Annotated in this window: 22 protein-coding genes and 1 pseudogene; 11 read left to right on the top strand and 12 right to left on the bottom strand. The window is 31.8% G+C overall.

From position 1 onward, the window contains the following. Positions 1–434, bottom strand: a pseudogene (locus B4J88_RS08880) (IS982 family transposase); the annotation flags it as partial. A 362-nt stretch (positions 435–796) separates the two neighbouring features. Here B4J88_RS08880 and B4J88_RS08875 point away from each other — a divergent pair. Together B4J88_RS08875 and dnaJ are read left to right on the top strand one after the other, a co-directional pair. Then, positions 797–1,354, top strand: coding sequence for a nucleotide exchange factor GrpE (locus B4J88_RS08875; protein WP_286495822.1), 558 nt, complete (start codon positions 797–799; stop codon positions 1,352–1,354). Positions 1,355–1,368: 14 nt separating this feature from the next. Next, positions 1,369–2,493 carry a molecular chaperone DnaJ gene (dnaJ, locus tag B4J88_RS08870; RefSeq protein WP_286495821.1) on the top strand — a complete coding sequence of 375 codons (1,125 nt, stop codon included), beginning with the start codon at positions 1,369–1,371 and terminating at the stop codon, positions 2,491–2,493. 67 nt (positions 2,494–2,560) lie between these two features. Here dnaJ and B4J88_RS08865 read toward each other — a convergent pair whose 3' ends face one another. The 4 genes from B4J88_RS08865 to B4J88_RS08850 form a co-directional block, all read right to left on the bottom strand. Next, positions 2,561–2,926 carry a heavy-metal-associated domain-containing protein gene (locus B4J88_RS08865; RefSeq protein ID WP_291067357.1) on the bottom strand — a complete coding sequence of 122 codons (366 nt, stop codon included), beginning with the start codon at positions 2,924–2,926 and terminating at the stop codon, positions 2,561–2,563. Positions 2,927–2,948: 22 nt separating this feature from the next. Then, on the bottom strand, positions 2,949–5,198 hold the full coding sequence (locus B4J88_RS08860; RefSeq protein ID WP_115001260.1) for a TonB-dependent receptor: 2,250 nt from the start codon (positions 5,196–5,198) through the stop codon (positions 2,949–2,951). Between the two features lie 128 nt (positions 5,199–5,326). After that, the gene (locus B4J88_RS08855; protein ID WP_125349052.1) at positions 5,327–5,773 is read right to left on the bottom strand and encodes an HYC_CC_PP family protein; all 447 of its coding nucleotides are present in this window, start codon (positions 5,771–5,773) and stop codon (positions 5,327–5,329) included. Between the two features lie 99 nt (positions 5,774–5,872). Continuing rightward, on the bottom strand, positions 5,873–6,391 hold the full coding sequence (locus B4J88_RS08850) for a hypothetical protein (protein WP_115001264.1): 519 nt from the start codon (positions 6,389–6,391) through the stop codon (positions 5,873–5,875). A gap of 205 nt (positions 6,392–6,596) precedes the next feature. Here B4J88_RS08850 and B4J88_RS08845 point away from each other — a divergent pair, with 205 nt between their 5' ends. Both B4J88_RS08845 and B4J88_RS08840 read left to right on the top strand, forming a co-directional pair. Next, positions 6,597–8,132 (top strand): glycine--tRNA ligase, encoded by a 1,536-nt coding sequence (locus tag B4J88_RS08845; protein WP_219035232.1) that lies wholly within the window; start codon positions 6,597–6,599, stop codon positions 8,130–8,132. 134 nt (positions 8,133–8,266) lie between these two features. Further along, positions 8,267–8,608 carry a phage holin family protein gene (locus B4J88_RS08840; protein ID WP_135836756.1) on the top strand — a complete coding sequence of 114 codons (342 nt, stop codon included), beginning with the start codon at positions 8,267–8,269 and terminating at the stop codon, positions 8,606–8,608. Between the two features lie 66 nt (positions 8,609–8,674). Here B4J88_RS08840 and B4J88_RS08835 read toward each other — a convergent pair whose 3' ends face one another. Continuing rightward, positions 8,675–9,424 (bottom strand): polysaccharide deacetylase family protein, encoded by a 750-nt coding sequence (locus B4J88_RS08835; protein WP_286495817.1) that lies wholly within the window; start codon positions 9,422–9,424, stop codon positions 8,675–8,677. Positions 9,425–9,464: 40 nt separating this feature from the next. Next, positions 9,465–10,484, bottom strand: coding sequence for a helix-turn-helix transcriptional regulator (locus B4J88_RS08830; protein WP_286495816.1), 1,020 nt, complete (start codon positions 10,482–10,484; stop codon positions 9,465–9,467). 874 nt (positions 10,485–11,358) lie between these two features. Here B4J88_RS08830 and B4J88_RS08825 point away from each other — a divergent pair. Further along, complete coding sequence (locus B4J88_RS08825; RefSeq protein ID WP_291067354.1) at positions 11,359–12,450, top strand: slipin family protein; 1,092 nt, start codon at positions 11,359–11,361, stop codon at positions 12,448–12,450. Between the two features lie 17 nt (positions 12,451–12,467). After that, positions 12,468–13,913, top strand: a complete 1,446-nt coding sequence (locus B4J88_RS08820) for an RtcB family protein (RefSeq protein ID WP_291050565.1) — start codon at positions 12,468–12,470, stop codon at positions 13,911–13,913. 43 nt (positions 13,914–13,956) lie between these two features. Here B4J88_RS08820 and hemF read toward each other — a convergent pair whose 3' ends face one another. Then, the gene (gene hemF, locus B4J88_RS08815) at positions 13,957–14,859 is read right to left on the bottom strand and encodes an oxygen-dependent coproporphyrinogen oxidase (protein ID WP_115001274.1); all 903 of its coding nucleotides are present in this window, start codon (positions 14,857–14,859) and stop codon (positions 13,957–13,959) included. 57 nt (positions 14,860–14,916) lie between these two features. Next, the gene (locus tag B4J88_RS08810; RefSeq protein ID WP_125349044.1) at positions 14,917–15,357 is read right to left on the bottom strand and encodes a hypothetical protein; all 441 of its coding nucleotides are present in this window, start codon (positions 15,355–15,357) and stop codon (positions 14,917–14,919) included. Positions 15,358–15,629: 272 nt separating this feature from the next. Here B4J88_RS08810 and B4J88_RS08805 point away from each other — a divergent pair, with 272 nt between their 5' ends. Continuing rightward, the gene (locus tag B4J88_RS08805) at positions 15,630–16,583 is read left to right on the top strand and encodes an isopenicillin N synthase family dioxygenase (RefSeq protein ID WP_125349043.1); all 954 of its coding nucleotides are present in this window, start codon (positions 15,630–15,632) and stop codon (positions 16,581–16,583) included. Between the two features lie 60 nt (positions 16,584–16,643). Here the strand turns inward: B4J88_RS08805 and B4J88_RS08800 are convergent, their stop codons facing one another. The 3 genes from B4J88_RS08800 to B4J88_RS08790 form a co-directional block, all read right to left on the bottom strand. After that, on the bottom strand, positions 16,644–17,090 hold the full coding sequence (locus B4J88_RS08800; protein ID WP_115001277.1) for a hypothetical protein: 447 nt from the start codon (positions 17,088–17,090) through the stop codon (positions 16,644–16,646). Positions 17,091–17,207: 117 nt separating this feature from the next. Then, a complete protein-coding gene (locus B4J88_RS08795; protein WP_125349041.1) occupies positions 17,208–17,780 on the bottom strand; it encodes a hypothetical protein in 573 nt (190 codons plus the stop codon). 463 nt (positions 17,781–18,243) lie between these two features. Beyond that, positions 18,244–19,548, bottom strand: coding sequence for a M28 family metallopeptidase (locus tag B4J88_RS08790; protein WP_291067352.1), 1,305 nt, complete (start codon positions 19,546–19,548; stop codon positions 18,244–18,246). A 193-nt stretch (positions 19,549–19,741) separates the two neighbouring features. Here B4J88_RS08790 and B4J88_RS08785 point away from each other — a divergent pair, with 193 nt between their 5' ends. The 4 genes from B4J88_RS08785 (at position 19,742) to B4J88_RS08770 (ending at position 25,466) form a co-directional block, all read left to right on the top strand. Beyond that, positions 19,742–20,920: a thiolase family protein gene (locus B4J88_RS08785; protein ID WP_291067350.1), complete on the top strand. Its 1,179-nt coding sequence runs from the start codon at positions 19,742–19,744 to the stop codon at positions 20,918–20,920. A 157-nt stretch (positions 20,921–21,077) separates the two neighbouring features. Then, positions 21,078–22,031, top strand: a complete 954-nt coding sequence (locus B4J88_RS08780) for an acetyl-CoA carboxylase carboxyltransferase subunit alpha (protein WP_038334644.1) — start codon at positions 21,078–21,080, stop codon at positions 22,029–22,031. 99 nt (positions 22,032–22,130) lie between these two features. Then, positions 22,131–23,690 (top strand): replicative DNA helicase, encoded by a 1,560-nt coding sequence (dnaB, locus tag B4J88_RS08775; protein WP_280051973.1) that lies wholly within the window; start codon positions 22,131–22,133, stop codon positions 23,688–23,690. Positions 23,691–24,092: 402 nt separating this feature from the next. Continuing rightward, positions 24,093–25,466 (top strand): NAD-dependent succinate-semialdehyde dehydrogenase, encoded by a 1,374-nt coding sequence (locus tag B4J88_RS08770; RefSeq protein ID WP_291067348.1) that lies wholly within the window; start codon positions 24,093–24,095, stop codon positions 25,464–25,466. Positions 25,467–25,508 lie beyond the last annotated feature (42 nt).

The following is a 25,508-nucleotide window of genomic DNA, read 5'->3' as shown; positions in this document are numbered from 1 at the left end:
CCATTAAAAGACATTTGCTCAGAAGCACAAAAACCTCTATTTGGTGCACTATACTGATGTTCTTTACAAATTTTAGAGCGATTAATTCTTGCTATTTTACACACCTCCAAGGGCATACTATCAACGATAAAACAATTTTCAAATTCATTAAATTCTTTCGCTAATTTAAGTCGAATACTATTAATTTGCTCTGATAATCTTCGTTTTCTACGATTGTAAATTCTACGCTCAATTTTACAACTTAGCGCTTTAGGAAGATTTCGAAATAAATGATTTTCACTATCAATACCCATAAATTCAGCTGTTAAAACAAGATTTATGAGTTCTAAATCAAAAAGTTTAGGTCTTCTACGTTGATAAATTAAAAGTGTATCTGTGGAAATTTTTCGTAGAACTTCCAATATTCTTTCGTAATTTGCAAGTAAGTTGTTCATTGTAAATGTTTTGTAGTTAAAACAATTTACTGATTTTCAATCAAATGAACAACTTTATTCTTTATTAATCAAAATGCACAACGGGTTATACTAATTTTTTTCCAAAAAAATGGAAAGACAAAAAGACAGGCTAAGATAATTGTAAAGAATAAAATGTTTTTTTATACGCTCTTTGTCAAGTTGAATTCATTTCAACTTCGCATCCTCAAAGTAAAACTCAAATCAAAAAAAACTTTATACATTTACCGAAGCACTTCTCGCGACAGAAGTGCTTCTTTTTTATTTAAAATCTGACAAAACGACACATAATGGGCATTGGCAAACTATTTGATTCAATCAGAAACAAAAAAACTAATAAGAATATGTCTGACCAAAATATACACGAAGAATTAGAGAACGAGAATCTTCAAGAAAACGTTCAAGAGAGTGATAACACTGTAGAACAACCACAAGAAGAAACTGCTGGAAAGTCAGAATTAGAAATTGTTAAGGAACAATTAGCAAAAGAAAAAGACCAATATTTACGCTTATTTGCAGAGTTTGACAACTTCAAAAAACGTACTTCGCGCGAACGCATGGACATTTTCAAGACAGCAAATAAAGAAGTTATTACGTCTTTATTGCCTGTTTTAGACGATTTTGGACGCGCTTTAAATCAAATTGAAAAGTCTGGAGACGACAGCTTACATCAAGGTGTTGAATTAATCAATAATAAATTAGTAGAAACGTTACGTGCAAAAGGTTTGAAAGAAATGGAAACTAAAGCTGGAGACGATTTCAATACTGATTTACACGAAGCAATTACTCAAATTACTGCTCCAACAGAGGATTTAAAAGGAAAAATTGTAGACGTTGTAGAAACGGGTTATTTATTAAATGATGTGGTAGTTCGCTACGCTAAAGTTGTTGTTGGATTATAATTTAGATTAAGAAAATGTCATCAAAAAGAGATTATTACGAAATATTGCAGGTCGAAAGATCTGCAACATCAGAGCATATCAAGAAAGCCTATCGTAAACTTGCCATCAAATATCACCCTGACAAAAATCCTGGTGACAAAGAGGCAGAAGATAAATTTAAAGAAGCTGCAGAAGCTTACGAAGTTTTAAGCGACGACAACAAACGTGCACGTTACGACCAATTCGGACATGCAGGAATGGGCGGAGCTGCTGGCGCAGGATTCGGCGGTGGCGGCGGAATGAATATGGAAGATATTTTCTCTCATTTCGGCGATATCTTTGGAGGCGGAGGATTCGGTGGTGGATTTGGAGGTCAATCTCGTGGTCCACGTCGAATGAAAGGTTCTGATTTGCGTATTCGCGTAAAATTGAACTTAGAAGAAATGGTTAACGGTTGCGAAAAGAAAGTAAAAGTTAAACGTTTTAAACAAGCAGATGGCGTTACATCTAAAACATGTCCATCTTGTGGCGGTTCTGGACAACAAGTTCGTGTTACCAACACATTTTTAGGACAAATGCAAACTGCTACAACTTGTGGAACATGTCAAGGAGTAGGAAAAGTTGCAGACAAAATTCCTTCGGGAGCAAATAATCAAGGATTAATCAAAGTTGAGGAAACAATCGATCTTAAAATTCCTGCTGGAGCAAGAGAAGGAATTCAATTACAAGTTCGTGGAAAAGGTAACGATGCGCCTTTTGATGGTATTCCTGGTGATTTACTTGTTTTGATTGAAGAAGAAGAACACGATACATTAAAACGTGATGGAAACAACTTACATTTTGATTTGTATGTTTCTATTCCTGATGCTGTTTTAGGTGCTTCGAAAGAAATTCCGACGGTTAACGGAAAAGTGAAAATTAAAGTTGACAAAGGAACTCAATCAGGAAAAGTATTACGTTTAAAAGGTCAAGGTTTACCAGATTTGAACGGTTACGGAAAAGGTGATTTATTTGTGCATGTTAACATTTGGACACCAACTCATTTATCGAAAGATCAAGAAGCGTATTTTGAAAAAATGAGAGACGATGATCATTTCTCACCAGAACCTTCGAAAAATGAAAAATCATTCTTTGAACGTGTGAAAGATATGTTTCAGTAATTGAAAATCAAATGATATAAAAAAATCCATCTCAAATGAGATGGATTTTTTTATATTTTAAAATCTTTTAATGACTATGCGTGTTAGCTTCCCCAGCTGAACCTTCACGATCATACGAACAACAAGAAGGTAAACTTCCGTACACTTTTTCTTCTGCACGTTTATTATCAGTATCGTGTCCAACCGCTACTACAGCGTTTTCTACATCATCCACTTTACTCTTTTTCTCATTCAATATAATATGTAAATTTTGCGTATTACTATCCCATTCAGCAGATTTTACACCTTTTACACCATAAGCTGCTTTTTCTATACGATCTTTGCATTGCCTACAATTTCCTTTAACGTGTAAATCGTGTTTTGCATTTTTATTTTGTGCTTGTGCGCTAATTCCTAAAGTCGCAACCAAAGCAAAGGCTAATAATTTTTTCATTATTTTATATTTTTTATGATTTTTATTTTAAACTAAATCTTAATCCAGCGTAATACATTTGTCCAAAAATTGGCGCATAAACAATCGAACTATCGAAATTTGAACCAAAAGGATTATCTGCTCCTAAAATTACGCGATGTTGTTGATAATTCGTTACATTTTCTCCTCCAATATATACTTCAAAACGTTTTGAAAAAACACGTGTAATCTGGAAATTAATTGTCCCAAATGGATTCGAATATTCATTCAACTGATTTTCTGGTAAATTATCTGATGTATTTGGTAAACGCTGTTTTCCAATCCAATTATACGTTGCATCAAAACGCCAATTTTTACCATTTCTTTCGCGTGTTTCGTATTCTAAATTTGTAAAGAAACGATGTTTCGCTTGCAACGGACGTTCTAATTTTCCTTTTTCATAATCTGTTGCGATATCGTAATATTTATAAGATGCTCTAATTTTGAAATTTGTGAATGGATTATAATTAAAATCAAATTGGAACGAATTTGCATACGAATCTCCTTCTAAATTATAAAATCTTACTTGACGAGCCAAATAATCGATATCAGTTACGATTTGATTTTGAAAATCTGTTCGATAAAAATCTGCTGTAACATCTGCATTTTTACCAAATAATTTAAATTCTTGTGTTACGCTAAATCCATAATTCCATGCAATTTCTGGATCTAAACCATATATTTTTCCATTTCCATCGCCCAGAATATTAAATTGTCTTGAAGATGCAAATAAATTCTGATTTTCTGCAAATATATTATTGATTCGTTTTCCGCGACCAACCGACGCTTTTATTGTTGTTCCTTTTACTGGCATATAACGCGTATGCAAACGCGGTGTCAAGAAAAAGCCCATTCGATTATGATAATCTCCACGAAGCCCAGCAATCATATTGAAATTCTTCATATTATCAAACGTATATTCGAAAAATGCTCCTGCAGAATTATCAATTCGATCATAATTCGCATCCGTTGGAAGCGCTACAAATTCCTTGAATTTATCGTATGTAAAACTAGCTCCTGTAGAGAATTTATTTTTTGTATTGCTAATAATCGAACTAAAAATATAATTGGCATAAAAACTTTGTTGTTCGATATCATATTGATTCAATCCAAAGTAAGAATCTTGTTTATGATAGCTAAACGCCGTTTGTAATCCCATACTTTGATAAGGCATTTCTGGAAAAACATACCCAATTTTTGACGAAACATCCACACGATTTGTATTGATTTCTGACCCCCAATAATTTGTTGTTAATTTATCACGATCTTTATCAAAATCAACTTGTCCTGCTTGTTTTGTATCATTCAAATATCTTGCAGATAAAAATCCGACCCAACCTTTTTCTAAGTTTTGATATTGCCAACGATTCATTACATTAACTTGGTGTCCAAGCGGATTATCTAAAAATCCATCATCGTTCATATCATTCTTCGAAACGCGTGCATTTCCATGCATAAACAAAGAAGTACTCCATTTATCATTCAATTTTTTGTTCAAATGCACATTTCCTTCAAAACGAGAATCTGTCGAACCATAAAGATTCACAAACAACGGAATATCATTTGAAGGTTTTATTAATTCTGTATTAATCTGCCCAGAAATACTTTCGTAACCATTAATCACCGTTCCAGCACCTTTCGTCACCTGAATACTTTCTACCCAAGTTCCTGGCGTAAAACTAAGCCCAAAAGCTTGAGAAGCTCCACGAACATTTGGTATATTTTCTTCTGCAATCAAAATATAAGGAGAGGTTAAACCTAACATTTTAATTTGCTTATTTCCTGTCACAGCATCCGAAAAATTGACATCAATAGAAGGATTTGTCTCGAAAGATTCAGCTAAATTACAACATGCTGCTTTCAACAATTCTTTTCCAGTCATTGTCGTCATATTGGTTGCAAACTTCGATTTTTTAAGCGAACTACTTGTATCACGAACCACAACTTCATTCAACGAAGTATCCCCAAAATGATCTTTTACATTGATGGTGATATTCTGAAATTCGTCTTTTAATTCCTTAAAAGTTGTTGTTTCATTGTCATAAAAAACACCTAAAATTGAGGTTGGTTGATAATTTTCGATCTCAAAGTTTCCTTTTTCATCTGTAATAACAGTAATATCTGACGATTGCCAAAACACTTCTGCTCCAACGATTGGTTGTTGATTTTGATCTGTAATTTTTCCTTTTAAAGTAGATTGTGCGTAAGAAAACGCAGCACTTAGTATAAATACTGAAGTGAATATTTTTTTCATTTTTACGATTTAAGGCTCAATGCCTATTTATTATTGTGTACTTGTTGATTAGATTTTCATCAAATACTTTAATATTTAGATAATAGCGTATTGTTTTCTGATTAATTTAATCAAAAAATAAACGGGTATTACCCTTCGTAAAATGTTAACTGAGAATTGAGTATATAATTTGGCGGTGCATTTGACGCAACATAAAAATCAAGGAAACTAGATTGATTGCTCACCTCTTCATCTTGAATCGGAATTCTAATTTGAAGAATTTCAGAAACTATAAAACTAATCGGAATAAGTTTTTGAATTTTGACAGTTTGCTTTTCTACAAACTTATCCGAATATGAAATATCCTTACAGCAATCATCTTTTTTAGATTTATTGTTTTCCGGTAATTCGCAATGTTTTTTTTCTGTTTTTGGAGGACAACACGAAGTAGAAACTCCCATTTCGTGCGAATTATTATCCAAATGATTCAACTTCACTTGCTCCACCACTCCTTGACAAAAATGCATAGAAAATGCGTAGCTAAGATTTGAAAAAATCAAAACCACCGACAAAACATACTTTATGTAATGTTGCATTTTCATGTTGGACAAAAATAAACAAAAAATTCAAATCAAAACAAACTGAAATTTATATCATTTTCAAAGTTTCTTATAGAATTTTCAGTTTTCATCACTTTATCTTCTTGCCTGTTTGTTCGTCGGAATATTAATAATCCCAGAACCATTTACCAACGATTTATCGTTTTCGTTAACAATTTTCAAAACAACTTCAAAATTTTGCCAATCTATCCCTTGCAAAGTCACTAAACCTGTTGCTTTATCAATCGATTTTATTTTAAATCCTTTATCAGGAAAATCTTGTCCATCGACAATCGGATCAAAATCCAACCCAACTTCTGGCTCAACTTTAAAAGCAGAATCTTGCACAAATTTGTATCGATCTTTAAAACTTTGCGTCAATAATTCATTTTGCTTGATATACTCATCTTCGTTTATTTTTCCAATTGTATCCATGATATAATCAACATAATTATTCATAAAATCAAGCGCAACATTATAATTAACATCCGATTCTTTAACCGAATCTTTCACTTCACTTTCAATTTTATTTTCTGTTGATGAACTAGATGAATTATTAGAATTACAACTTGTAACAAAACTTAATAATAGAACAGGAAGAATAATTTTTTTCATAGGGTTATCTTTTTTTTATGATTTAAAAGTATGTTTTTTTTTGATTGAAATTGAAATAAGTCGAATAATAAAATCAATCATTTTGTTAATAATCTTCTCAAAAAATAGAATAAGCGATTAAAGCCTTACGATTTTATCAAAATATACCTCAATAGTCATCAAAAATCACTAAAATTGCACTTTAAATAAGAACACACAATTAATTATGTCAGAAGATATTTTCAAGAAAGTAGTTTCTCATGCGAAAGAATATGGTTTCATTTTTCAATCGAGTGAGATTTATGATGGATTATCAGCCGTTTACGATTATGGTCAAAACGGAGCTGAGCTAAAAAATAACATCAAACAATATTGGTGGAAAGCAATGGTACAAATGCACGAAAACATTGTCGGCATTGATTCTGCTATTTTTATGCACCCTACTACTTGGAAAGCTTCGGGCCACGTTGACGCGTTTAATGATCCTTTGATTGATAACAAAGATTCTAAAAAACGTTACCGTGCCGATGTTTTAATTGAAGATCATTGTGCAAAAATTGAAGGTAAAATAGAGAAAGAAGTTGCGAAAGCTGCAAAACGTTTCGGTGATGCTTTTGATAAAGATCAATTTGTTGCGACAAATCCTCGTGTTGTAGAATATCAAAATCAAATCAATACAATTTTAGCACGCATGGGAAAATCTTTGGAAAACGAAGATTTAGACGATATAAAAGCTTTGATTGAAGAATTAGAAATTGCTGATCCTGTAACTGGTTCTAAAAATTGGACAGAAGTTCGTCAATTCAACTTGATGTTCGGAACAAAATTAGGAGCAACAGCAGATCAAGCAATGGATTTATATTTACGCCCAGAAACGGCTCAAGGTATTTTCTTAAATTACTTGAACGTACAAAAATCTGGACGTATGAAATTACCTTTCGGAATTGCTCAGATTGGTAAAGCTTTCCGTAATGAGATTGTTGCACGTCAATTTATTTTCCGTCAACGTGAGTTTGAACAAATGGAAATGCAATTTTTCGTAAAACCAGGAACTGAATTAGAATGGTACGAAAAATGGAAAGAAACACGTTTACGTTGGCATCAAACTTTAGGTTTAGGAAATGAAAATTATCGTTTCCACGACCACGAAAAATTAGCGCACTATGCAAATGCTGCTGCTGATATTGAGTTTAAATTCCCATTCGGATTCAAAGAATTAGAAGGAATTCACTCACGTACAGATTTCGATTTGAAAGCACACGAACAACATTCAGGTAAAAAAATTCAATATTTCGATAACGAAACAAACGAATCATACACACCTTATGTTGTAGAAACTTCTGTAGGTTTGGATCGTATGTTCTTAGCAGTTTTCTCAAATTCATTGAAAGAAGAAGTTTTAGAAGATGGATCAGAACGTGTTGTATTATCTTTACCAGCTGCATTAGCGCCAATTAAAGCTGCTGTTTTACCATTGGTAAAGAAAGATGGTTTACCAGAATTAGCGAAAGAAATTTTGAAGAAATTACGTTTAGATTACAACGTAATGTACGAAGAAAAAGATACTATCGGTAAACGTTACCGTCGTATGGATGCGATTGGAACACCTTTCTGTATCACTGTTGACCACGATTCATTAAACGATAATTCTGTTACTTTACGTTACCGTGATACAATGGAGCAAAAACGTGTTAATATTAATGAGTTAGCTCAAATTATCGACAAAGAAGTCAACATGAAATATCTTTTTGAACAATTATAAAAAGAATATCTTCTCAATACAATAATACTAAAGCTCAGAAATTTCTGAGCTTTTTTTATTTTTATTAAAATTTTTAACAATTTGGCAAAGCTTTTGATTTTAATTTAGATATATTAATCTAAAAAATACAAATTATGGGCTTTATTATTAATCTTTTGGTATCAGCATTAGTTGTTTTCGGACTTGCTAACATTTTACCTGGAGTATCTGTAAAAGGATATGGTTCTGCGATTATTGTTGCACTTGTTATTGGACTTTTAAATGCTGTTGTAAAACCAGTTTTAAACTTTATTAGTTTACCTGTAACAATCTTAACATTAGGATTATTTTCTTTTGTGATTACAGCAATCATTATCTTATTAGCAAGTGCAATTATGGGAGATAGTTTCCATGTGGACGGATTCTGGTATGCATTATTATTTGGTATTGTTTTAGCAATTGTCAATTCTTTAGTTGGAGGAATGATGGGAGACTAATTTATACAGATTATTACATATAAAAAGCTGTCCAAAATTGGACAGCTTTTGTATTTTATAAAAGTTTTATTGAGGATAAAATTTTATTTGCTCAAAAATATAGTTATCATGTTTTTTAAGAAGATCAACCAATTGTTTCAATTCGGACTCTTCCCATTTATTCTGAAACATCTCATCATGAATTAACACAACTATATTATTATTTGTAAAGGTTTTATTCGATTCTAATTGATTAACAATTTGTTTATAAATCGTTTGAACAGATTGCACCGGTGTTCCATCTTTTCCATGATGCGTCCATTCCAAATCCCAACCAATAACTTTATAACCCAACTTTGCTAAACCATCAGCCGTTTGTACACCAGAAGCTCCATCATTCTTCGATTTTCCGTCCAATCTCCACATGTTTCTTCCTGGTAAACGAACAATTTTATCTTGTAATTTTAGTATCGATTGGTTTTTCAAAATATCCTCAACCGACGTTTGCTCGTTACTATAAAACTTTTTGTATTGATCATTCGCATGCGTCCAACTATGATTACATTCTTCGATGTACGGATTATCTTCGTAATATTTAAAATAATTCGTCATTGTTTTATTTTTCTCCACATGTTCTCCAACAAGAAAAACAGTCACTTTTAACTTCTCATTTTTGAAAACCTCATCAATATTTTCACTTCCATTCAAAGGCCCATCATCAAAAGTTAAATAGATATATTTCTTCACAAAATCACTCGCTTTCTGTGCAAACGAACTTGTCGAGAAGATTAATAAAAAGACACTCAAAAGTGTCATTATTCTTTTATTCCATATCATTTAAGTTAATTTTTAATGAATTAAATGTATGAAAGAAATTCTATTTTTTATATTTTTCTAATGCTCTTTCTAATCGTGTTTTGATTCTTTTTTTCACTAATCTTGGAGCAAGAATTTCTATTTCTTCTCCAAATCCTAAAAGTTCTCGTTCCAACTCAAAATTATGTACAACTTCTATCGAAAATAAAGTTCCTTCGTCCGTCACTTCCAACACTTTTTGCGTCGCATGAATTGGTTTTGTCACCACATAAGGCGCTAATTTTTTATTCACACGAAAAACAACACGCTGCTCTCTTTCTTTCACACTTTTCGTTACACCAATCGCATTGTTATAATACGTATCAAAATTAATTTCTTGCTCATCGACAAAAGGTTCATTTGCCAATTCATAAAACTCAACAATTCTATCCAAAGCCAACGTATACAAATTTTTATCTTTTCTCGATTTAGCTAATAAAAACCAGCGATTACGGTATTCTTTCAACAAATACGGATAATAAACTTGTTGTTTTGGCTCTTTACTTTTTGAGGTAAAAGATTGATACGAAATCAGCAAAGGTTGTTTCTTTACAATTGCTTGATACAACCGGTTCAAATGTTCTAAACCTTTTAATAATGGATTTTCTTCGAACTGAATATAATTTGGTTGTTGATGAGTTTGCTTGGATAAATTATTTTCGAGACGAGTAATAATCTCGTTCATATCATCAAAATAATTAAACCCATTCAATTGTTTCATCACCGAAATCACTTCTTTCATTTTATCTAAATCTGCAGACGAAACAGGCGAATTATGGATCGAATAATCATGATCTTTATATTCATAAAACTTTTTTTCTCGAACAACAATTGGCGCATTATAACCCAATTTATCACTTCGCATCACCTGAATGTCGCCCTGAATTGTACGTTTCGAAACGCCAGAAGTTATTCCTTCGTATTCATACAAAGCTTCCGAAACTTTTTCTATTAAATCTTCTAATCTCCATTTTCTGAAATGATTTTGAAGACATTTATCGATCGTTTGATAACGTATTAATGCAATTTTATTGGTTGCCATGGTTGATTTCTTTCTTCAATACTACAAATTTCAAATCAAAGTACGCAATCTATTTGCGTAGAAATTTTCACTTCAACTTTTATTCAAAATATTTTCAATATAAAATCCTCTATTCATCATCATTTACAAATTATTTCGAAAAAATATTTTATTGCGCAATTCATTCGCACACTTCTACTCCAACTTTGTCAAAGGTTTAACAACCAAACGATTTTAATTGTTCCTTAACAAATGTTTCAGTATAGCATTGTAGTAGAAAATGCTTCATCACTTCTATTCTGAATAATTAAAACAAACGCGCAGAAGGTTCGACTCCTTCACTTATTTAATAAATGAGTATTGGTTTAACGCACTAGAATTCGGCTCTAGTAACAGACTTTTAATCTGTATTTATCGCCTGAAAAAGGCACCATTAGAAACAAAAAAGCTAAAAAGTTTTCTTTTCGAATAAAGAATTTATTTCGTTGAAATGAATTTGAAATAAGATCAAAAACTTGCTCAAAACCTGAATTTGAAACTTTAGTTGATGATTGATTTCAAAAGTTTAAAAATAAAAAATCAAGTCAAAATGATTTGAAAAAAGTTAAAAGTAAGAAATCAAAAGAAGCTGCTCAAACTTCAAATTCCGTTTTAAAAAAGGAAAATGATTTAGCTTTTTTATTAGAAAATTTAAAAAAAAGATTCTTCGATAAACTCAGAATGACAATAATTCGTCAATTCGAGTAATTTTTCGAAATGAAAATAAAGAAAAATTGTATCGAGAATAGAATTAAAAAATAGTCATCCTGAACTCGTTTCAGTATCTCATAATAAAGATTCTTCGACAGGCTCAGAATGACAAAAAAAATAGTAAAAACCTATAAAAAATAATAAAATGAAAAAATTAGCAATTAACAACCAAGAAATTGGAATCTATATCAAAAATAACGAAGTAGATAAAATTTACTCAAAAGGAAATTATTGGATTTTCTTTAATAAAAACATCGAAAAATTAAACATCAACGAAATAATTGATGAAAAATTCCACGCAATGATTTTGGAAAATGAAACATTAAAAAATATGGTAGATTTTATCGAAGTATTACATAACGAAGTGTTGATTATTTACAAAAACAATCAAATCTATGATTCTTTTTACAATAAAAACGTGATGATTTGGAAAAATTCGACTCAATTAAAAGCTATAAAATTTGACTTGAATTCTACTGACGAAATTAAGAATTTAACAAAAAGAGAAATTGATATTTTGAGAAAAGCTGGTGCAATTCGTATCATTTCTGTTGCGCCATATTTCGAAGGAATTTTATTTAAAGACAATGAATTTTATTCGGTTTTAAAAGCTGGTGAATACCTATTTTACAACAACGAAGTTAAAATCTCGATGGTATCTTTTGATATGCGTCCGCAAACAATTGAAATTTCGGGACAAGAAATTTTGACGAAAGATAAAGCGCAATTACGAATCAATTTTATGGTAAATTATCAAATTACTGATTTGTTAAACGCTTATCAATCGAACAAAGATTTCGAAAAAATGATTTATCAAGCGATTCAATTAGGTTTGAGAGAATTTATTGGAAACATGAATTTTGATGATTTGATGTCAGATAAAAATTCGGTAACGAATTATATCATTCAAAAATATCAAGCTGAATTCCAAGAAATTGGTCTAAAATTGATTGACGCAGGTATGAAAGACATTATTCTTCCTGGAGAAATAAGAGAAATTATGAACCGTGTTTTGATTGCCGAAAAAACGGCTCAAGCTAATTCGATTACGCGTCGTGAGGAAACTGCTTCAACAAGAAGCTTGTTGAATACAGCAAAATTAATGGAAGAAAACGAAACATTATGGAAATTGAAAGAGATGGAATACATCGAAAAAATTGCTGATAAAGTAGGAGAAATCTCAATTTCTGGTGGGTCGAATGTATTAAATGAACTAAAAACAATGTTTACAAAATAATATTCTAACCAAATTATATGAAAACAACCGAACAACAAAACAAACCAATTAATGGAATTGATTTGATTGCCTTGGGTTATCCTGAGAATGAAATTTTAGGAATTGCCTTAAAAATTAACCGAAAAAGAAATGGTTATACAAAAGCCGAAATGCTTGATAAATATGCGCAAGTTTTGTCTTCGCCACAAGATTTCTTAGAAGATAAAATTTTCAAAACGCTTGCAAATGGTTTTATCAATGGAATTCATTTACCTCAACAAGATGAAAACTTAATTGAATTGAATGAAAATCCGAACGATTTCAACATTTATGGTGCAAAAAATATTGAAGATGGTGCTTTAGAACAAATGAAAGTAGCCATGAAACTTCCTGTAACAGTTGCCGGCGCAATAATGCCAGATGCTCATCAAGGTTATGGTTTACCGATTGGCGGAGTTTTAGCAACAAAAAATGCAATTATTCCTTATGGTGTCGGCGTTGATATTGGATGTAGAATGGCTTTATCGATTTATGATTTACCTGCTTCTTATTATTTTAAGCATCATGATTCTTTAAAAAAAACTTTAATAAAAAACACAAAGTTTGGTGCAGGACATGGTTTTCATGGTCAATACAAAGCCGAACATCAGATTTTGGATGATGCAAAATTCGAAACAAATTCATTTATTCAAAATTTAAAAGATAAAGCGTGGTCGCAATTGGGTTCTTCTGGAGGAGGAAATCATTTTGTAGAATTTGGTCTGATTGATTTCAAAGAAGATGATAAGAAACTGAACATCAAAAAAGGTTCGTATTTAGCGTTATTAACGCATTCTGGATCGAGAGGTTTCGGTGCTACAATCGCTGGACATTATACAAAAATTGCAAAAGAAATTTGTAAACTTCCTTATAAAGCACAAAATTTAGCTTATTTGGATTTGGATTCTGCAGAAGGTCAAGAATATTGGATTACGATGAATTTGGCTGGTGAATATGCTTCGGCTTGTCACGAAATTATTCATCAAAAAATTAAAAAATCTATCGGTGCAGAAGTTTTAGCTAAAGTAGAAAATCATCATAATTTTGCTTGGAAAGAAATTTACAATGGCGAAGAAGTAATTGTTCATCGAAAAGGTGCAACACCAGCTTCTAAAGATGTGATGGGAATTATTCCAGGTTCAATGACTGCGCCAGGATTTTTGGTTCGCGGAAAAGGTGAAGAAAATTCTATTCATTCGGCTTCTCATGGTGCTGGTCGAAAGATGAGCCGAACACAAGCAATTAAATCATTATCACAAAACAAGATAAACGATTATTTGAATGATTTTGGAATTACACTAATTGGAGGCGGAAAAGATGAAGCGCCGATGGCGTATAAAGATATTCACGAAGTAATGGCTGCACAACAAGATCTGGTTGATGTTGTGGCTACTTTTACACCTAAAATGGTCAGAATGGCAGATGACGGATCGAGAGAAGATTAAAAAAATGCCTGAACAAATGTTCAGGCATTTTATATTTTATTGATTAAATCCAATCTTTTGGATGTTTCAAAACATCGACTAATTTATATTCTTCCGAACCTTCTTCTGGTTGGTGATTATAGTGCCATTGTACATGTTTTGGCAAACTCATCAAAATAGATTCTATTCGTCCATTTGTTTTCAAACCAAATAAAGTTCCTCTATCATGAATTAGATTAAATTCCACATAACGACCTCTTCTAATTTCTTGCCATTCCTTTTGTTCATCAGAAAATTCATCATTTTTGTGCTTTTCAACAATCGGAATATACGCTTCTAAAAATGAGTTTCCTACTTCCGTTACAAAATCATACCATTGTTCAACTGTTTTTTCTGAAGTTGGTTTCAAGTAATCAAAAAACAAACCTCCTATTCCACGGGCTTCTTCACGATGAGTATTCCAAAAATATTTATCACATTCCTCTTTATACTTCGGATAAAAAGCCACATCATGCGCATCACAACTTTTTTTACAGATTGTATGCCAATGCATCACATCTTCTTCATCCAAATAATACGGTGTTAAATCTTGACCTCCTCCAAACCATTGATCGACAATATTTCCATCTTTATCATACATTTCGAAATATCTCCAATTCGCATGAGTCGTCGGAATATGTGGACTTGTTGGATGAATAACCAAACTCAATCCACAAGCAAAAAATTTACCTGACGAAACATTTAACGCTTTTTGCATTGTTTCTGGTAATTCTCCATAAACTTTTGAAATATTAACGCCAGCTTTCTCAAAAACAGCTCCGTCAGTTAAAACACATGAAAGACCTCCGCCGCCTTCTTCGCGTTCCCAACTATCTCTTAAAAATTTAGCTTTACCATCAACTTGTTCAAGTTTAGTAATAATTTTATTTTGTAAGTCTTGTATATATTGAAAAAATTGATCTTTCATCATAAATATTTTTGCAAATATAGAATGATTGATAACGATTAGAAAGAAGATTAATAATTAACTTCTCACAAATGCATATTGAAATGGAACTTTTATAGTGGTTTTTATAAATTTCCCTTCATTATTCTTTGCTGGAATAATTTTATATTTACCTCCTTTAATTCTCTCATTTAATCTAAATAAAGACTTTTCTAAGATATCTTTCGTATCCTCACTTCCTTCAAAATCAGAAATAGAAATTACACCATTTTCATCAAAAGTAAAATTGAATTCAGCTTTAAGAAGATAATTTGTAATTAAGTTTCTCGACCTTAATTCCGTACTTACCATTTTATAAAAATCTTTTCTAAAATTTTGTTTAAAACATTTATTCAACTCCTCATTTCCCTTCTGTTCAACTTTTTTACAACTTAGATATATCAAAGGAGTTTTTATAGACTCTTGTGAAAACAACATTATGCTAATACAAACAAAAAATACAAATAAATATTTCTTCATATTCTTAAAATTAATTCATATTATTTAAAACAACTATTATTAATAACTATTTATAATGTAATTTTAATAAATTATATTTATCAAGATAGAAATTATCAAAACCTATGTTTAAAATCATATTTTACTTATAATTAATATTTTAAACAATTAGAACCATTTAAACGACTTAGTTTTGCATCAAACCAACAGTTGATTAAAAAAGTTATTAACAATATTATTCACAAAAGAAATCTTTCTATACCTTTGCAGAAGAAATTTTATAAAAAATATAAATGTCACAAAACGGAATTCCATCGGTTAATTTAGCAGACTTTTTATCTGATGATCCTGCAAGAAAACAAAAATTTGTCAACGAAATTGGTAAAGCATACGAAGAAATAGGATTCGTTGCTTTGAAAGGACATTTTTTATCTGACGAATTAGTTGAAAATTTATATAAAAGCGTTCGCGAATTTTACGCTTTACCTACAGAAACAAAACAAAGTTATGTAGTTGAAGGAATTGGTGGTCAACGCGGTTATACAGCTTTCGGTAACGAACATGCAAAAGGTAGAACCGTTGGTGACTTGAAAGAATTTTGGCATTTTGGACAGTATTTATCTGAAGAAGATAAAGCGAAATACAACTATCCAGAAAATGTTGATGTAAATGAAGTTCCAGGTTTTAACACTTATGGTGAAGAAACATACAAACAATTAGAAAAAACAGGAGTTTACGTTTTACGTGCTTTGGCTTTATTCTTAGGTTTAGACGAGTTTTACTTTGATGATAAAGTAAAAAACGGAAACTCTATTTTGAGAGCAATTCACTATCCTCCTATCACAGAAGAGCCTAAAGATGCAGTTCGTGCTGGTGCCCACGGTGATATTAACCTGATTACATTGTTAATGGGAGCGCAAGGTCGTGGATTACAAGTGCAACGTCACGATGGAACTTGGGTTGATGCTATTGCTGCTGACGACGAATTGGTGATTAATGTTGGTGATATGTTATCTCGTCACACAAACAACAGATTAAAATCAACAATTCACCAAGTGGTTAATCCAGAGAAAGAATTATGGGGAACATCTCGTTTTTCTATTCCATTCTTTATGCATCCAGTTTCTGAAATGGATTTATCTGTTTTAGAAGATTGTGTAACAGAAGAAAATCCAAAACAATTTGAAGATATTACAGCTGGAGATTTCTTGACTCAGCGTTTAAGAGAAATTGGTTTAATTAAATAAGCCATATTTAATCTATTATTTCATAAAAAAGAGAGTTGATTTTGTCAACTCTCTTTTCATTTACATGCCTCTTACATACATGTTGTAGTTAAAAATATCCAAACACAACAAAGTGTATTTATAATCATTTTTATTGATATTCACTTCCAAAACTGGATCCGAATTATAAAATCTAATTTTTAGATTATCATTCTTATCCAATAATAAATAAATAGAGGAAATCGTTGGACGAATATCATTCATCCAATTTTTTAAAGATTCTTTTGAATCTTTAATCAACTCAAATTTTTGAAAATATTCGTGAAAAAAATTCTCTAAACGTTGCACTTGTGTCAAACGATCCAATTCACGATATAAATCGATAAAAACGCATAATTTTTCGCGCTTTGGACAAACACATGGATATGGATGTTCTCCATTATAAAGCCATCTTTGCCACTTTTTACAAGACGTTTGTTCTATTGCTTTCTCAAATTCATCTTCGTATTTTAAAAGCCACCAATTCATACGGCAAATCCGTAAATTGCCTTTTGATAACTGCAAAAGCTCGTCTATATAAGCGCTAACGTTTAACATCAATTAAAAATTTGAGTCTTGCTAATTTACAACTTTTCTGATTGAATTTTAATGTTTTAATAATAATTTTTCAAATTTTAGAATCTTAAATTGCTCATCAAACAAAACGTTATAAAAGAACATTTTTTCCTTCATCGTTTTATTTTTCATTTGCACATTTCGAACTGGAATTAAGACGTTAAATTGAAATTCTCTATCCTTCTCAAAATGATTAACAGCCGCATAATAAATCAAATTGTACCACGAATCGATTGGTGCATAAATCCCATAAAAGTCAGGATATAACGCATCTGCTTCATCTTTGTAAACATTGGTAATCGAATAATTATCAATCTCAAATTTCGAAACGCATTTATAGGTTGTTAATTTAGAACAAATTGAAGTGTCTTGTAGATATTTCGCCGAATCTAATTTCAGCCCAAATTCGTCCATTTTATAATCTTCAAACTTATTAATCGTAGGATCTACCACAATTTTTTTGTTCGGAAATTCTAAACTTTGTTTTTGGATATCTTGTAAAATAGTATCGTAAATTTTTGTTCGAATTTGATTTGGGTTAACATTTTGCGCATCAACAAATAACACAATATGTAAGGAAAAAACCAATAAAAAAAGTCTCATTTTGGCGTTTTGGTTTAAAATTTGTTTAAATTTATGAAGTCTTTACGATTCAAAAATCAAATTTAGTTGAAAAGATTTCAAATCTTATCATTTCATCATATTTTCGTAAACAAATAGTTAAAAAGGTGTTAAAGTACGCTTTCATACAATTACACTTTAACTATTATTGTTTATTTTTAACAAATTAATACAAAGTTTAATATCCGACAACAAACGTTTATTATAAATATTCTCTATAACTATTATAAATAAAATCTTTTACAATTTTTCCAAACAAGACATAAAAGTTAGACATTTGCAGTGTCAAATAATTTATTCATAGATAGTAAGACAAAGAGTAACAACGAGTATAACGAAATTGATTTATGAAGTTTGGAATTACTCGCACTCTTTTTACTTTTTAGAGTTTTTTATAGTAGTTTAGGTTGGTTAGTAATCCGTTCACTTTGAACGGATTATTTTTTTATAGCTTATCAATAAAAGCTTTCAACAAATTATATACTTTTTCAGAGGAACTCAAATCCAAACTTTCAGCTGTATCATTGGGATCATGATAAAAACCTTTTCCTCCTAATGTGTAAATAAAAAACGACGGAACACCTTTCAAATAAAACGGACAATGATCGGAATTACACGATTCTCCTCGAATTTTAACTTCTTTTAGGTATTTATTTGTTTGATTGAATTCAACTAATTTTTCAAATTGATTTTTAAAAACTTTACCATTCACAACTTGAATTCCTTGATCGCCCGCTCCCATAATATCTAAATTGACTAAAAATTTGATTTGATTCAATGGAAAAAGAGGATGATTAACATAATAATCTGCGCCTAAAATCCCCGCTTCTTCACCTGCAAAAGCCATAAAAACTGTTCTATAATTAGGCTGATGTTTTGAATAATACTTCATCAGCGCCATCATCATTGCAGTTCCGCTCGCATTATCACTCGCTCCAGGAAAAATAGTTTGTCCAACTTTCCCTAAATGATCATAATGAGCAGAAATCACAATTACGCTATCATTGTTCTTTCCGTCAATGTAACCAATTATATTATTTGCTTCGAATGAATTATTTAACTCTGAATCAATAGAATAATCGTTTATTTTTAAATTTTTAGAATAAAATTTTTCCGAAATAATAAATTCTGAAATAGAAGATTGTCGTTGACTAAGACTTGAAGTCAATTTATCTGATGTAAATCTAAAAATCGCTCGATTTTTATTTTCATTTTTCTCATAAATATTCGCCCATTGTTTGTAATATTTCTGAATAGAATCTACAGAAGTCACTAAAGGCGGCAAAATAATATGTTTTCCTTTTTGCGATTCATCATCTTTCACAATAAAATCCCTCGTTTTATCTTTCGACTGAAAAGATTCCACATAGGCTTTTGTGTCAAAAATATAAAAAGGTGAATTGGTTTTCGAAATTGATTTAGAAATTGGTTTTACAATAAAATCAATTCCATATTTTAATTCTTTTCCATTAATTTTCAGTTTTGCATCTTTGATAATATTAATCGGAAAAGTAAATGTTTGATTATAACGATTAGAAAAAGACTTCAATCCATTTTTTTGAAATTCGTTTTGTAAATAAATTCCAGCATTTGTCATTCCATTTTCTACATAACCTCTGCCAGCAAACGAATTTGACGTAAGCGAATCTAAAATTGATTTAAAATATTTTTGATCAAAGGTTTGCGCATTTCCGATTGTAATTACAAAACACGAAATCAAACCAAATAATATCATTTTATTCTTCAGCATTTTAATCATTTTATTCTTCAAAAAATATTCTATTCTAAGATAATTATCATTTTAACAAAAAAAATCAATTATCTATATTAAGTCAATAACAAATTTAAAAAATCTTTAAAAAGTAAATCAAATTAATACTACTATAAATTTTATATCTTGCATTATTAAGTTATCATAATAAAAACAACAAATCACAAATTAAATGAAAGAAGTCGTAATAGTTTCAGCTGTTCGTACAGCAATGGGATCTTTTTTGGGAAGTTTATCTAACGTTCCAGCTACAGATTTAGGCGCAACAGCTATTAAAGGAGCTTTAGATAAAATCAACTTAGATGGATCTTTGGTTGATGAAGTATATATGGGAAATGTATTGCAAGCTGGTGAAGGACAAGCACCTGCTAAGCAAGCAATGATAAAAGCAGGTTTACCAAATACAATTCCTGCAACAACGGTAAACAAAGTTTGTGCCTCTGGTATGAAAGCTGTAATGTTTGCTACACAAGCAATTCGTTTAGGTGACGCAGATGTTGTAGTTGCTGGAGGAATGGAAAACATGTCGATGGTTCCTTTTTATTCGCCAAATGCAAGAACTGGAAATAAATACGGAAATACTGTTTTGTTAGATGGAATTGTGAACGATGGTTTACAAGATTACTACAGCAAAGAAATGATGGGACTTTTTGGAGATACTTGTGCAACTGAATTCAATATTTCTCGTGAAGAGCAAGATGAATTCGCAATTAATTCTTACAAAAAATCTGCTGCTGCTTGGGCTGCTGGAAAATTTGACAACGAAGTTGTTCCTGTAGAAATACCTCAACGCAAAGGAGAACCAGTTATTTTTAAAGAAGACGAAGAATATAAAAATGTGAACTTTGATAAAGTTCCAGGTTTACGTGCTGTTTTCTCTAAAGACGGAACTGTAACTGCTGCAAATGCTTCAACAATCAATGATGGGGCTTCTGCTTTAGTATTAATGTCTTTGGACAAAGCAAACGAATTAGGATTAAAACCTCTTGGAAAAGTTATCGCTTATGCTGATGCTTCTCAAGAACCTTCAAAATTTACAACTGCGCCAGCTAAAGCGGTTGAAAAATTATTGAAAAAAGCAAATATGACAGCTGCTGATGTTGATTTCTGGGAATTTAACGAAGCATTTTCTGTTGTTGGAATTGCAAATACTAAATTATTAAATCTTGATGCTTCTAAAGTTAATGTAAATGGAGGTGCGGTTTCTATCGGTCATCCACTTGGAAATTCTGGATCACGAATTTTGGTTACATTATTAAATGTTTTAGAGCAAAACGGAGGAAAAATTGGAGGTGCAGCTATCTGTAATGGTGGCGGTGGAGCATCTGCAATGATTATCGAAAAAATCTAATTTTAGATCAAATACACGATGAAAGCGTCTAATCTGTAGACGCTTTTTTATCTTTTGAAATTAAAATACTTGTAAAAAATCTGAAAAACATTCGACATTTATTATAATTGGCTTAAAAACCTTTTCTATATTTGTTGGATTGAACAAACACTTTTGTATGGAATATTTAGAATTTGAACAACCTATCAAAGATTTAGAAGAACAGTTACAAAGCTGTCAAATCGTCGGCGAAGGAAGCGGTGTTAACATCAAACAGGCTTGCGTTGAAATTGAAATTGCAATTGAAAATAAAAAGAAGGAAATCTATGGTAATTTAACGCCATGGCAACGTGTACAATTGTCTCGTCATCCTTCTCGCCCTTATACTTTAGACTACGCTTACGCGATCACAGATAACACGTTTATCGAAATTCACGGAGATAGAACTTTTGCTGATGATAAAGCAATGGTTGGTGGTATGGGAAAAATCAATGGTCAAACTTTTATGATTATTGGTCAACAAAAAGGAAAAAATACCAAAGAAAGACAATATCGTCGTTTCGGAATGTCTAATCCAGATGGTTACCGCAAAGCTTTACGTTTGATGAAGTTAGCAGAAAAGTTTAATATTCCTGTCTTGACTTTAGTCGACACTCCTGGTGCATATCCTGGTTTAGAAGCTGAAGAAAGAGGTCAAGGTGAAGCTATCGCTAAAAACATCTACGAAATGTTGAAACTTACAGTTCCTATCATTACAATTGTAATTGGTGAAGGAGCTTCAGGTGGAGCATTAGGAATTGGAGTTGGGAACAAAGTTTTCATGTTAGAAAACACTTGGTATTCTGTAATTTCACCAGAAAACTGTTCTACAATTTTATGGAGAAGTTGGGATTACAAAGAGCAAGCTGCTTCGCAAATGAAATTAACTGGTCCTGATATGTTAGAATTAGGATTAATTGAAGACATCATTCAAGAACCGCTTGGTGGAGCACACTACAAACCAGAAGTTGCGTACACAAACTTGAAAAATAAAGTTTTAGACACTTACAACGAATTGAAAAAACTTTCTCCAAAAGAATTACAACAACAACGTCAAGAACGTTACATCAAATTCGGAGAATTTTCAGGATAAAATATTGTTTTACAATAATACTTATTGTAGAATATACAATTTTAAAACGAGATATAAAATTAGTTATATCTCGTTTTTTTATTTAATTTTGAAACTCTTATGGAACAAGCAAATTATAATCCCGAAATACCAGCTAACAAGCACAATGTCATTGGTTTAGAGAAAGGTAAACTTCCTCCACAAGCTGTTGATTTAGAGCAAGCTGTACTTGGTGCGATGATGATTGATAAAAAAGGGTTGGATGAAGTCATTGACATTCTTACACCGCAAGTTTTTTATCGTCCAGAGCATCAAGCGATTTATGCTGTCATTCAAAAATTATTTAACGATTCAGAACCTATTGATTTATTAACGGTTTCGAATGAGTTGAAAAGTGAAGGCAAATTAGATCGTGTTGGAGGTGATTATTATTTGATTCAATTAACGCAAAAAGTTTCTTCTTCTGCACACGTGGAGTATTATGCTCGTGTCATTCAAGAAAAATATATTCTTCGTCGTTTAATTGAAATTTCGAATCAAGTCATTGAAAAATCATACGATGATACTGCCGATGTATTTGATTTACTGGATTATTCTGAATCGAAATTATTCGAAATTACAGAAGGTGGAATCAAGCGTAGTTATTCGGAAGCAAGAGATTTAGTTACAGAAGCGATTGACAAAATTAAAGCCCAATCTACCAAAGAAGGAATGTCTGGTTTATCTTCTGGATTTACAGAAATTGATAAAATTACTTCGGGTTGGCAAGAATCGGATTTGATTATCTTAGCCGCTCGTCCTGGTATGGGGAAAACCGCTTTTATCCTTTCGATGGCGAAAAATATGACAGTGGACAAAAATATTCCAGTTGCTGTTTTTTCATTAGAGATGTCTTCTGTTCAGTTGATTACGCGTATGATTTCGGGTGAAACTGGAATTTCGGGTGAAAAATTGCGTAAAGCAAAATTAGCCGATCACGAATGGAAACAATTATACACAAAAGTAAAAGGTCTTGAAAATGCACCGCTTTACATTGACGATACGCCTGCCCTTTCGATTTTCGATTTAAGAGCAAAAGCACGTCGTTTGGTTTCTCAACATGGTGTGAAAATGATTTTGATTGACTACTTGCAGTTAATGACTGCTGGAGGAAAAGCAAATGGAAACCGTGAGCAGGAAATCTCAATGATTTCGCGTTCCTTAAAAGCAATTGCAAAAGAGTTAAGTATTCCTGTTATTGCACTTTCGCAGTTATCTCGTTCGGTAGAAACTCGTGGTGGGAGTAAACGCCCTTTACTGTCGGATTTACGTGAATCTGGAGCTATTGAGCAAGATGCCGATATCGTTTCTTTTATTTATCGTCCTGAATATTATAAATTGGAATATTGGGATGACGAAAGTGAACCTTGTGCTGGACAAGCCGAGTTTATCATTGCGAAACACCGTAATGGTGCGTTAGAAAATGTGCGTTTACGATTCATTAATGAACAAGCTAAATTTACCGATTTGGAAACTTCATTTGGTGGAGATTTCGAAATTCAAAGTTCGATGAATGATGGTTCTCAAGAAATGGGAAGTGCCATGAATTTATCTGCTATTGATCCCTCTGATGCTTTTGGAGATTTCGGTGGAGAATTCAGAAGTTCGATGAACAACGACGACGATAATTTGCCGTTTTAGAAAATAATTTTCATTAATATAATATTATGTCAAGCTGAATTCATTTCAGCTTCTCATCATTATGTTTTTTTTATAATCAATAATTTAAAAGATACCTCGACAAGCTCGGTATGACAAATCGTTTTTGTTTTAAATTTATTTTATTAATTATATATGTGATTCTGAAACGAATTCAGAATGACTTATCATCTTTCAAAAATCTTTAAGAAATCTAAAACCTTAAACATTTAGAAAAGAAAAATTTCTGAATTCAGCAAACAATCATCTAGCTTAAATTAATATAAAAACTAAACAATCAACTACATTTAGTTTAATTCAACAAACTATCAGTTTTATTTATCCTAAAAGTTTTGTTAGGAACGAGAATTGCTACAACTTTGTATACATTAAATAAAGAGTGAAATGGCAAGTTCAATCAGAACATTAAATCCTGCTACAGGTAAAATCGAAAAAGAATTTCAAGCCTACACAAGCGAAGAAATCAATCAATATATAGACGACGCAAACGAATTATATCAAACATGGCGATTCGAATCTTTCGAAGAAAGAAAAGCTGTAATGAAACGTGTCGCAAACGAAATGCGCAAGCAAAAAACTCGATTAGCTGCTTTGATTACAACAGAAATGGGAAAACCATTGTATGAAAGTGAAATCGAGATTGATTATAGTGCAAATATCATCGAATATTACGCTGATAATGCAGAAGAATTCTTAGCAAATGTTCCTTTACAAACAGAAAAAGGTGATGCTTATGTGGTTTCAGAACCAATTGGTGTCTTGTTAGGTGTTATGCCTTGGAATTTCCCTTTTTCTCAAATTGCGCGTTTTGCTGGTCCTCACATTATGGCTGGTAACACAGTTGTTTTGAAAACGGCTTCTAATATTCCGCAATGTGGAATCGCTTTCGAAGAAATGTTTACAGCTGCTGGCGCTCCAAAAGGTTTGTACAAAAACTTGTTGATGTCAGGAAAAGACACAGATGCAATTATCAATAACCCAAAAATTGTTGGTGTTTCTTTAACTGGTTCCGAAGCTGCTGGTGCAGTGGTTGCAAGTATCGCTGGTAAAAATGTAAAACCTTCTGTTTTAGAACTTGGTGGTTCTGATCCAATGATTGTTTTGAATGATGCGGATATCGAAAAAGTAATGAACGGAACAATTAATGGTCGTTTACGTAATGCTGGACAAGCCTGTACTTCTTCGAAACGTATTATTGTACAAGATGGTATTTACGACGAATATTTGAAAAAAATTACGGACTATGTAAACGGAATGAAAGTTGGTGATCCTACACAAGCAGATACCAATATGGGACCTGTAAGTTCGGAAAGTGCATTAGAAAAATTATTGGATCAAATTAATGATTCAGCTAATAAAGGAGCAACAATTGTTTCAGGAGGAAAACGTATTGATCGTGATGGGTTCTTTTTACAACCAACAATTTTAACAGATTTAAAACCTGGAATGAAGGCCTATGACGAAGAAGTTTTTGGACCTGTAGTTTGTATTTGGAAAGTGAAGGATGTAGAAGAAGCAATCAAAATTGCGAATGATACGCCTTACGGATTAGGTGCTTCTATTTATACAGAAGATGTTCCGAATGCGGAGAAAATCGCTCGTAGAATAGATTCGGGAATGGTTTACGTAAACAAACAAGTTTCTTCAAGCCCAGATTTACCTTTCGGTGGTGTGAAACATTCGGGTTACGGACGCGAACTTTCTAAAGCTGGAATTATGGAGTTTATCAATAAAAAATTAATCATGATTGCGAAATAATTTTTCAATCATATCTAAAATCATACAAAAAATGCAACTTCA

This window comes from Empedobacter sp. UBA5036, from assembly GCF_002415215.1.
Taxonomy (GTDB): Bacteria; Bacteroidota; Bacteroidia; order Flavobacteriales; family Weeksellaceae; genus Empedobacter; species Empedobacter falsenii_B.
The sequence above is the reverse complement of the archived record's forward strand: the minus strand, read 5'-3'. Positions and strand labels throughout refer to the sequence as shown.